The following is a 9,900-nucleotide window of genomic DNA, read 5'->3' as shown; positions in this document are numbered from 1 at the left end:
TACGGGTCACCGGTCGGGAGCGCCGACGGGTCACCGGTCGGGAGCGCCGACGGGTCACCGGTCGGGAGCGCCGACGGGTCACCGGTCGGGAGCGCCGACGGGTCACCGGTCGGGAGCGCCGACGCGTGGACGTAGGCGGTTGCGTAACCGGGACGGCCGGCGACCAGCGGCACCATCCGGGCAGCCGACGCGACCGGCTGACCGGCGTGGGCGAGCAGCAGACGCAGCAACCGGCCGCTGTGGAGGGTGCCCAGCGGCGCCAACTCCACCCGGTGGTGTCCGCCCGCCGGCGCGGGGACGTGGTCCGCCCGGTCGGGCCGGTGGGTGGCCAGCACCGCCAGCGGCAGTCCCCGGGCGGTCGCGGCGGCGAACAGCGAGTGCAGGAAGTGGCCCAGTTCGGGGGCCGCCCGGTCCAGGTCGTCCACGCCGACCACCACCGGCCGGCGGGCGGCCAGGGCGAGCAGCACCCGGCGCACCGCCGCCGCCCCGGCGACCGCCGACCGGTCCGGCGCGTCCAGCAGCGCGGTGAGCGCCGCCACCGTCGCCGGGACCTGACCCGCCGGGACCAGTCCGTCGACCAGGGCGGCCAGCCGTGCCGCGACGGTCCCCGCCGCGTCGTCGGCCGGTCGCCCCAGCAGGTCCCGCAGCAGCTCCGCGACCGGCCCGAACACCTGCTCCGGGTACGGCGGGCAGTGCCCCACCGCCCAGCGCACCGGCGTGCCGTCGACCGCCGGCAGCCGGTGGCGCAGCTCGGCCAGCAGCCGGCTGCGGCCGATGCCGTCCGGGCCGACCAGGGCCACCCACCGTGGACGGTGTTCCCGGGCGACCCGGGTGAGCTGTTCGACGGCGGTCGCGAGTTCACGGCGTCGGCCGACCAGCGGACCGTGGTGGCGGGGCGGGCGCGGGTTCGCCGTGCGGGTGACCTGCCAGACGTCGACCGGCCGTGCCTTGCCGGTGAGCGCTGCGGGGGCGAGGGCGTGCTGCTCGACCAGGCCGGCGGTGGCCCGGTGGGTGGCCGCGCAGACGACCACGCCGCCCGGCGGGGCGTACTCCTGGATGCGGGCGGCGGTGGTGAGGACGGCGCCGGAGGCCATGCCGTGGCCACCGTCGCGGGCGGCGGCCAGGTCGACCACCGCCTCGCCGGTGGCGACACCCACCCGGACCCGCAGCGTCACCCCACCGGGCAGCTCCCGGCGCTCCAACGCGGCCTGGATCTCCAGGGCGGCCCGCACCGCCCGGTAACCGTCGAGGCCATCGGAGGTACGCGCCCCGAACAACGCCATCACCGCGTCGCCGACGTACTTCTCGACCGTGCCCTGCCAGCGGCGCAGCACCCCGGCGACGGTGTCGAAGTAGGCGGACTGCACCGCCCGGACGTCCTCCGGGTCGAGCCGTTCGGTCAGCGCGGTCGAGCCGACGATGTCGGCGAAGAGCACGGTCAGCGTTCGGCGTTCCTGCGGGACCGGCCAGGGCGTCGTGGTGACGTCTTCCCGACCGGTACCGACCGTGGACAGTGGCATCCCACCCACCCTTCCTCCGCAGTGGTCTGATGACTTCCGGAGAGTGTCACCACCGGTAGGACGGGGGATCTGCCGAACGACGTATGTCGGCGGGCGACCACCTTTAGTCGCAAACTCGACGCGAGAGGTACCAGAGACGAATCAAGCCCGTAGAACGGTGCGGGGACCTGTGACTAGGCTGCGGACATGGCCAGCGAAGTGGACAGCGCGCCGCTCGTCGGCCGTGCCGACCAGCTGGCGACGCTGCGCGCCGCGCTCCACGACGACATCGGCCCCGGGCAGACCGCCGCCGTCTTCGTCACCGGGGAGAGCGGGGTGGGTAAGACCCGGCTCCTGACCGAGGCTGCGGCACGGCTGCGGGACGCGGGAGCGGTGGTGCTCACCGGCTCCTGCCTGGACATCGGCGACGCCTCCCCGCTGCATCCGGTGCTCCAGGCGTTGCGCCGCTTCGACGCCGACCTCACCGCCGCGCAGGCCCGCACCTCCTCGGCGGTACGCGGACTGCTGCGGACCTTCGCCGAGGACAGCAGCGGCGCGGACAGCGCCGGGGCGCTGCTGGAACGGGTCTCCCGGGGGTTGAGTCTGATCGCCGAGGGCCGGCCGCTGGTGCTCGTCCTCGACGACCTCCAGTGGGTGGACCGGACCACCCGGCAACTGCTGCTCTACCTGCTCGCCGGCCTGGGTGACCTGCAACTGTCGGTGCTGGCGGCGGTGCGGGCCGAGTCGTTGCAGGGGGCCCATCCACTGCGCCGGGTGCTCACCGAGCTACGCCGGCTGCGGTCGGTACGGGTGCTCGACCTGGCCCCGCTCGACCGGGCCGACACCGACCGGTTGGCGGGCGAGATCGTCGGCACACCCCTCGCCCCGGAAGCCGCCGACCAGGTCTGGCAGCGCAGCGGCGGCAACCCGTTCGTGGTCGAGGAGTTGGCCCGTGACCTGCGTGACGGCCGCGACGGGCTGTCCGACACGCTGCGGGAGATCTTCCTGTCCCGGGTGGACGTGCTGCCCCGGCAGGCGCACGCGGCGGTGCACGCGGTGGCCGCCGGGGTCGAGCCGGTGGAGCACTGGCTGCTGGCCGAGGTGCTCGGGCTGCCCGAGCCGGAACTGATCGAGGCGTTGCGGGAGGCGGTGGCCCACCGGCTGCTCGTCGGCGCGGACGACGGCTACCGGCTGCGGCACCGGCTGGTCGCCGAGGTGCTCGCCCACGAACTGCTCCCGGCGGAGCGCGCCGGCCTGCACCGCCGCTACGCGGAGGCGCTCACCCAGGCCCCGGCGGAGCTGCACCAGGCCCGGCTGGCCCATCACTGGCGGCTGGCCGGCGAGCCCGCCCGGGCCCTGCCGGCGGCGATGGCCGCCGCCCGGGAGGCACAACGGCTGCACGGTTTCGCCGAGGCGCACCGGCACTGGTCGGCGGCGTTGCAGCTGGCCGCGACCCCGACCAGCGGGCCGGGGGGCGTACCGCCCGAGGTCGACCAGGCGGTGCTGCTCGAACACGCCGCCGAGACCGCCCACCAGAGCGGCGAGCACGCCCGGGCGTTGTCCCTGCTGGCCGAGCTGGCCGGGGGTGAACCGCTCGATCCGTCCTGCGGGTTGCGCATCCGGCGGGCCCGCTACCTGGCCGCCGCCGGCCGGTCCGCGCCCGCCGAGGCGGAGTACCGGGGGGTGTTGGAGTCCGTCGACTGCACCGCGGGGGAACGGGCCGCCGCCGCCGCCCAACTGGCCCATCTGCTGGTGCTCCAGGGCCGCTACGCCGACGCCGGGCAGCGCGCCCGGGAGGCCCTGGAGTTGGCCGCGACGGTCGACGGGAGCACCAACTCGGTGGTGCTGGCCAGCGCGGCGCTCGGCTTCAGCGAGGCGTTCCTGGAGGACCCGGACTCGGGCCTGGCCGTGGTCCGCCGGGCCCTGGAGACCGCCGAACGTTCCGGTGGCCCGGAGGACGTGGCCTGCGCGTACCTGCACCTGGCGGAGTTGCTGACCGGGCCGCTGAACATCCTGGAGGAGGGGGTGGTGGTGGCCCGCCGGGGTGCCGAGCGGGTCGCCGAGCTGGGCCTGGGCCGCACCTACGAGACCCGGTTGCTGGCCATCGCCACCAACGGGCTGTTCCGGGTCGGCCAGTGGGCGGAGGCGGAGAAGGTCGTCGCGGCGGCGCTGCGGCACCGCCCGTCCGGGGCCGACGCGGTGGAGCTGCTGCTGGCCCGCTGCCGGCTCTCCGTCGGGTACGGCGACGTCGAGGCGTCCGACCGGGACCTGGAGGCGGTGGCGACGATGCTCGCCGGTGGCGGTGCGCCCCGGCACGTCCTGCCGATGCTGATCCTGCGGGCCGGGCTGGCGATGTGGCAGGGCCGGCACGACGTGGCCCGGCAGGCCGTGCAGCGGGGAATGACCGAGAGCCGCTCCGACGACGTGGTGCTGCTGGGCACGCTGGCCTGGCACGGGCTGCGCGCGGAGGCGGAGGCGCACGCGAGCCGTACAGTGGCGGTGGACCCGACGGCGGTGCGGCGGCTGCGCGACGCGGTCGACCGGGTGACGGCCAAGAGCGCGACGGCGGCCGGGCCGGTACGGGTCGTCGCCGACGGTTTCCTGGCGCTGTGCACGGCCGAGCTGACCCGGCTCGACGGCCGGGGTGACCCGGACGCCTGGGCCCGTTCGGCAGCCGAGTGGGACAAGCGTAACCACCCCTACCCGGCGGCCTACTCGCGGTTGCGTCAGGCTGAGGCGTTGCTGGCCCGGCGTGGTCGCAGCAGCACCGCCGGCACGTTGTTGCGACAGGCCCACGAGATGGCGTTGAGCCTGGGGGCGGTGCCGTTGACCAGCGAGATCAGGACGCTGGCCGGCCGGGCGCGGGTGGAGCTGACCGACCGTGCCCAACCCGCCGGGGTCGACCGCCGGCAGGGCCGTCCCCGGTCGACCGGGGTGGGGCACCGCCGGCCCGCGGGGTCGGGGTCGGGGTCGGTCACCGTCGTAGCCGGGCCGGTCGTCGACGAGCTGACCACGCTGACCGCGCGGGAACGCGAGGTGCTCGCCGCGGTGGCCGAAGGTCTGACGAACAAGGAGATCGGTCAGCGGCTGTTCATCAGCGAGCGGACCATCGGGGTGCACGTGTCGCACATCTTCGACAAGCTCCAGGTGCGCACCCGGGTCCAGGCCAGCGCCATCCACCTGCGGAACCGGGGCGAGTGAGCGTACGTACGGCGCGGTCGAATACGTCGTTCTACTGATCCCGCGCCCGGTCGACGCTGCCAGGCTGTCCCTCGTCAACGACGGCACGGCGCTGCCCCGACCACTGTGGAGGAGACATGACGGAACCGGTCTGGGGCCCCGTCCACGTGGACATCGTCGATCTGCTCGCCGACCACCCGGAGGACGTCCCGGCGGTGGTCGACCACCTCACCAAACTTCAGGACCTGCTGGTCCGGCTACCGCCGTTGGAGGGCAGCTGCCCGCTGGCCGACTTCAACCGGCTCTACCTGACCATCACCAGCCGGGTGCTGGAGGGGCTCTACGACGACTACTTCGCCGACCCGGTGTTCCTGTCCCGGCTGGACGTGGAGTTCGCCGCCCGCTACTTCGACGCGATGCGGCTGTGGACCGAGTCGAGCCCGACCACCCCGCGCGCCTGGTCGTGCCTGTTCAAGCGGATGAGGGGCCCGGACGCCCGGCCGTTGCCGTCGGCGGCGGCGGGAGTGAACGCGCACATCAACTTCGATCTGCCGTTCGCCCTGGTGACCACGTTCGACCACCTGGAGTCCGAGCCGGTGGACGGCACCGAACAGCACCGTGACTATCTCAAGATCAACGATATCTTCGCCGACAAGATCCCGTCGCTGCGGCGGGGCTACCTGGAGCGGTGGCAACTGCTGCTCGACATGCTCAACGGCGACATCGACGACTGGTACCAGGGCGAACTGGTCGAGTACACCCGGGACGTGGCCTGGCGCAACGCGCAGAAGATCTGGCGCTGCCGGCACGACCCGCAGGCCCGAGACGGCGAGCGCGCGCGGCTGGACGACAACGCCGCGGCGCTCGGCCGGCTGCTGCTCTCACCGCTGGGGGCGTTCCTGCAGTAGCAGCCGGGACGGGGGGTCCCCGCGCGCCGGGAAACCGGCGCGCGGGGACGCGTCCGTTGGACCAGGATGGCCGGGTGAGCCCGATCGAACAACCGCTGCCCGGCAACGTCACCACCGGTGTGGTCCGCATCGGCGACACCGTCCGCCGGCCGGTCGGCCCGTGGACCGACGCCGTCGACGCCCTGCTGACCCACCTGCACGCCGTCGGTTTCGACGGTGCGCCCCGCCCGCTGGGCCGCGACGACCAGGGCCGCCAGGTGCTGGAGTACGTGCCGGGGGAGCTGGGTCACCCCTCGGGTCTCTACCGCACGGCGGAACTGGCCTCGATCGGCCGGCTGCTGGCCGACCTGCACCGCGCGGTCGCCGACTTCACGCCCCCCGGGCCGGCCCGCTGGCAGGTGCCGATCCGACCCGACGGCGCGGACCTGCTCTGCCACCACGACGCGGCACCGTGGAACCTGGTCCGCGCCCCACGCGGCTGGGTGCTGATCGACTGGGACGGCGCCGGCCCCGGCACCCGCCGCTGGGAGTTGGCGTACGCCGCCCAGGCGATGGCCGGGATGCGCCCCGACCGGCCGGTCGCGGAGTCGGCCCACCGGCTGCGCACCCTCGTCGACGGGTACGACCTACCGGCAGCGGAGCGTCCCGCGCTCGCCGCGACCCTCGCCCCGCGGGCCCGGGCGATGTACGACCTGCTGTGCGCCGGGGCCCGCGACGGCGTGCAGCCGTGGGTCCGGATCCACGCCGAGGACGGCCCCTACTGGCGCTCCGTCGCCGACCACCTGGGCACCCACGTCGAGGACTGGACCCGCGCCCTGGAATGACCCGGCGGGCGGCATCCGGGGCGGCCCTCTCGCACGGTGCGCGGGCGGCCCTCTCGCGGTTTACGGGCGGCCCTCGGGCAATCCTCGGGCAATCCTCGGGCGGCCCTCGGTCGGCCCCACCGGTTCGGCCCGTTCGGGTGTCGGGCCACGCGCGCGGGGTACCCGTCGGTCATGCCCGTACAACGGTTCGCCTTCCGGTTCGACCCCGGGTTCCGGGTTCCGCTGGCGCTGCTCGGCATCCGTCCGCAGACCTGCGCCGTGCTGCTCGACGACGAGGAACTGGTGATCCGGTTCGGCCGCTGGCAGCTGCGGACCGGGCGGGCGAACGTGGTCGACGCGCAGCGCAGTGGGCCGTACCGCTGGTGGCGGGCGGTCGGGCCGCACCTGTCCCTGGCCGACCGGGGGGTGACCTTCGGTACCGGCACCACGGCCGGGGTGTGCCTGCGCTTCGGCACACCGGTGTCGGGGCTGGCCCCCGGCCGGTGGCTGCGCCATCCGGCGGCCACGGTCACGGTGACCGACCCGGCGGCCCTGTTGGCGGCCCTGCGCCGCGTGCCGGCCGGCCATCCCCGCCGCACCTGACTACCCGCCCCGGTGGCCGCGCCCGGGCTCCCGACCGACCATCCACCCGGTCCGGCCGGCAGGTCCCGGCCCGACCGTCCTGCCCTGACCGCCCTGACCCGGCCGTCCTGCCCTGACCCGGCCGTCCTGCCCTGCCCGGCCGTCCTGCCCGGCCGGCCCGGGTAGCGTCGCCGGTCCGGTCCGCCCGGCTTCCCCTGTTCCGGCCGGTGGGGGCCGGTTCAGCGCCTACCGTCGGGTCAGGGCCTACGAGGGCGGTCGGGGGATGGCGGACGGGCGGGACGGGGCGCGGGAGCGGCGGACCCGGGAACGGCGGGGGAGCACGCCGCCGCCGGGGCATGGGCGGGCGCTGCGCGAGGCACGGGCCGCCGGGCAGGGCGAACGCACCCGGCCGGGGCCGGTGGGGCTCCCGGAGTGCGTGGACAGCCACGCCCGGCCGGCGCAGCCCGGTGGCGCGTTGCGCCGGTGGCTGTTCGCGTACCGGGTGCAGCCGGTCGGCCCGGAGACCGAGGAGGGTAGCCAACGCCGGCACCCCTGGTGGCAGGTGATGTGCCTGACCGGGGTCGACTACTTCTCCACCCTGTCCTACCTGCCGGGCATCGCGGCGCTGGCTGCCGGGGCGCTCTCCCCGCTGGCCACCCTGCTGATCGTGGCGCTCACCCTGCTCGGGATGCTGCCGATGTACCGGCGGGTGGCCCGGGAGAGCCCACACGGGCAGGGGTCGGTGGCGATGCTGGAGCGGCTGCTGCCGTTCTGGCGGGGCAAACTGTTCGTGCTGGTGCTGCTCGGCTTCGTCGCCACCTCCTGGATCATCACGATCACGCTCTCCGCCGCCGACGCGACCGTGCACCTGTTGGAGAACCCGTACCTGCCGTCGTCGGCACCGCACGGTGACGGGGTGGCCGTGCTGGTGACGGTGGCGCTGCTGCTCGTCCTCGGCGGGGTTTTCCTGCTCGGGTTCAGCGAGGCGGTGCTGGTGGCCGTACCGCTGGTGGTGGTCTTTCTCGGTCTCAACGCGGTGGTGGTGGCCGTCGGTCTGGCCGAGATCGCCGCCGATCCGGGCACCGTGCGGGACTGGACGGCGGCCCTGACCGCCGGGGGTTCCGGGGTGGGGGATCTGCTCGGCCCGGCGGTGCTGGCCTTCCCGCTGCTGGTCCTGGGCCTGTCCGGCTTCGAGACCGGGGTGAGCATGATGCCCCTGGTACGCGGGGCCGGCGCGGACCGCGAGCAGCGGTTGGCCGCCCGGATCCGCAACACCCGCCGGCTGCTCACCGCCGCCGCGCTGATCATGTCGGGGTACCTGCTGACCACCACCTTCGTCACCACCGTGCTGATCCCGCCCCGGGAGTTCCAGCCGGGTGGCGCGGCGAACGGCCGGGCGCTGGCCTGGCTGGCCCACGCCCGCCTCGGGGAGGGGTTCGGCACGCTCTACGACATCAGCAGCGTGTTGATCCTCTGGTTCGCCGGGGCGTCGGCGATGGCCGGCCTGATCAACATCGTGCCGCGCTACCTGCCGTCGTACGGGATGGCGCCGGAGTGGGGTCGGGCGGTCCGGCCGGTGGTGCTGGTCTACACCCTGATCAGCATCGTCATCACTGTCGCCTTCCGGGCCGACGTCAACGCCCAGGCCGGCGCGTACGCCACCGGCATCCTGGCGATGATGGTCTCCGGGGCGGTGGCGGTGACCATCGCGACCCTGCGGGCCCGGCACCGGTTCGCCGCGTCCGGCTTCGCCGTGCTGACCGCGGTGCTGCTCTACGCGCTGGTCGAGAACGTCATCGAGAAGCCGGACGGGATCGCCATCTCCGGGTTGTTCATCGCCGGCATCGTCGTGGTCTCGTTGGTCTCCCGGATCACCCGCACCACCGAACTGCGGGCCGAGCGGATCGACTTCGACGGGCCGGCCCGTCGGTTCGTCGCCGAGTCACTGGCCCACGACGGTCGGCTGCACCTGATCGCCAACAAGCGGGACACCGGCGCGCTCAAGGAGTACCGGGTCAAGGAGCGGGTCCAGCGGGGCATGAACCCGGTGCCGGGCGCCTCCGACGTGCTCTTCCTGGAGATCGACGTGGTGGACCCGTCGGAGTTCAGCCGGGTGCTGCGGGTGCACGGGGTCGAGGTGGGCGGTTTCCGGGTGCTGCGGGCCAGCAGCCCGGCGGTGCCGAACGCGATCGCCGCGATCCTGCTGGCGTTGCGTGACGGTACCGGCGTCCGACCACACGCCCACTTCGAGTGGTCCGAGGGCAACCCGCTCGCTCACCTGCTGCGTTACCTGATCCTCGGTCGGGGCGACACCCCACCCGTGGTCCGCGAGATCATCCGCAAGAGTGAACCCGACCCCTCCCGCCGCCCCGGCATCCACGTGGGCGGCTGACCCACCCCCTCCCGCCGCCCCTCTTTCCCGCCCGCCCGCCCTCCCTCCCGCCCTCCCGCCCGTGATCAAGAGCTTTGCGTCAGGTGATCAAGAGGTATACGTCAGAAAACCCCGTCGGCGTGACGTAAACCTCTTGATCACCGGGCTGGGGTGGTCTGGGTGGGAGGGGGTTGGGGTGGGAGTGCGGGAGGGGGGTGGTGGGATAGGCTCCTAGGATGGTTTAGGGGTTGGGTGGGGGGTTTCAGGGTGGGGGTGGGTGGGGTGATCTGGAGCGGACATGATGCGGCCCGCGCCCCGAGGGGTGGGCGCGGGCCGGGGTGCGACGGTTTACTTCGACGGCTCGGGGAGCTTGCAGTCGATCTTCGGGTTGGCGCCGATGTAGTTGAGCGGCCCGGCCACGATGGTCACCAGGATGGTGCCGGCCTCGGCACAGTTGGTGTCATCGTTTCCGTAATAGCCTCGCTGACCAGCGGCGATGGCGCCGATGACCAGCCAGATGACGACGATGACTCCGAGGATCGACGAACCGCGCATGG

The 9,900-nt window shown here is 74.1% G+C and carries 7 protein-coding genes; 5 read left to right on the top strand and 2 right to left on the bottom strand.

The window, feature by feature from the left end:
- Positions 1-1,520: adenylate/guanylate cyclase domain-containing protein (locus tag AB0B63_RS19885; RefSeq protein ID WP_357020631.1), on the bottom strand; the 1,520-nt coding region annotated here is incomplete at its 3' end.
- A 186-nt stretch (positions 1,521-1,706) separates the two neighbouring features.
- Between AB0B63_RS19885 and AB0B63_RS19880 the strand changes: the two genes are divergently transcribed.
- From AB0B63_RS19880 to AB0B63_RS19860, 5 genes are all read left to right on the top strand, one after another.
- Positions 1,707-4,700: an AAA family ATPase gene (locus AB0B63_RS19880; protein ID WP_357020628.1), complete on the top strand. Its 2,994-nt coding sequence runs from the start codon at positions 1,707-1,709 to the stop codon at positions 4,698-4,700.
- A 116-nt stretch (positions 4,701-4,816) separates the two neighbouring features.
- Positions 4,817-5,587 (top strand): DUF5995 family protein, encoded by a 771-nt coding sequence (locus AB0B63_RS19875; protein WP_208566520.1) that lies wholly within the window; start codon positions 4,817-4,819, stop codon positions 5,585-5,587.
- A 74-nt stretch (positions 5,588-5,661) separates the two neighbouring features.
- A complete protein-coding gene (locus tag AB0B63_RS19870) occupies positions 5,662-6,411 on the top strand; it encodes a phosphotransferase (RefSeq protein WP_357020625.1) in 750 nt (249 codons plus the stop codon).
- 171 nt (positions 6,412-6,582) lie between these two features.
- Positions 6,583-6,993: a hypothetical protein gene (locus tag AB0B63_RS19865; protein WP_357020622.1), complete on the top strand. Its 411-nt coding sequence runs from the start codon at positions 6,583-6,585 to the stop codon at positions 6,991-6,993.
- 262 nt (positions 6,994-7,255) lie between these two features.
- A complete protein-coding gene (locus AB0B63_RS19860) occupies positions 7,256-9,364 on the top strand; it encodes an amino acid transporter (RefSeq protein ID WP_357020619.1) in 2,109 nt (702 codons plus the stop codon).
- A gap of 327 nt (positions 9,365-9,691) precedes the next feature.
- Here AB0B63_RS19860 and AB0B63_RS19855 read toward each other — a convergent pair whose 3' ends face one another.
- On the bottom strand, positions 9,692-9,898 hold the full coding sequence (locus AB0B63_RS19855) for a hypothetical protein (RefSeq protein WP_145919792.1): 207 nt from the start codon (positions 9,896-9,898) through the stop codon (positions 9,692-9,694).
- Positions 9,899-9,900 lie beyond the last annotated feature (2 nt).

The sequence above is a fragment of the Micromonospora sp. NPDC049081 genome (assembly GCF_040648835.1).
In the GTDB taxonomy this organism is placed as follows: domain Bacteria; phylum Actinomycetota; class Actinomycetes; order Mycobacteriales; family Micromonosporaceae; genus Micromonospora; species Micromonospora antibiotica.
Note: the sequence above shows the minus strand (reverse complement) of the source record. Positions and strands in the feature narration are given on the sequence as shown.

What these genes read in the sequence shown, in the direction of transcription:
- AB0B63_RS19860 (WP_357020619.1), top strand. Translation starts at nt 7,256, where the DNA reads ATGGCGGACGGGCGGGACGGGGCGCGGGAGCGGCGGACCCGGGAACGG.
- AB0B63_RS19875 (WP_208566520.1), top strand. Translation starts at nt 4,817, where the DNA reads ATGACGGAACCGGTCTGGGGCCCCGTCCACGTGGACATCGTCGATCTG.
- AB0B63_RS19865 (WP_357020622.1), top strand. Translation starts at nt 6,583, where the DNA reads ATGCCCGTACAACGGTTCGCCTTCCGGTTCGACCCCGGGTTCCGGGTT.
- AB0B63_RS19880 (WP_357020628.1), top strand. Translation starts at nt 1,707, where the DNA reads ATGGCCAGCGAAGTGGACAGCGCGCCGCTCGTCGGCCGTGCCGACCAG.
- AB0B63_RS19855 (WP_145919792.1), bottom strand. Translation starts at nt 9,898, where the DNA reads ATGCGCGGTTCGTCGATCCTCGGAGTCATCGTCGTCATCTGGCTGGTC.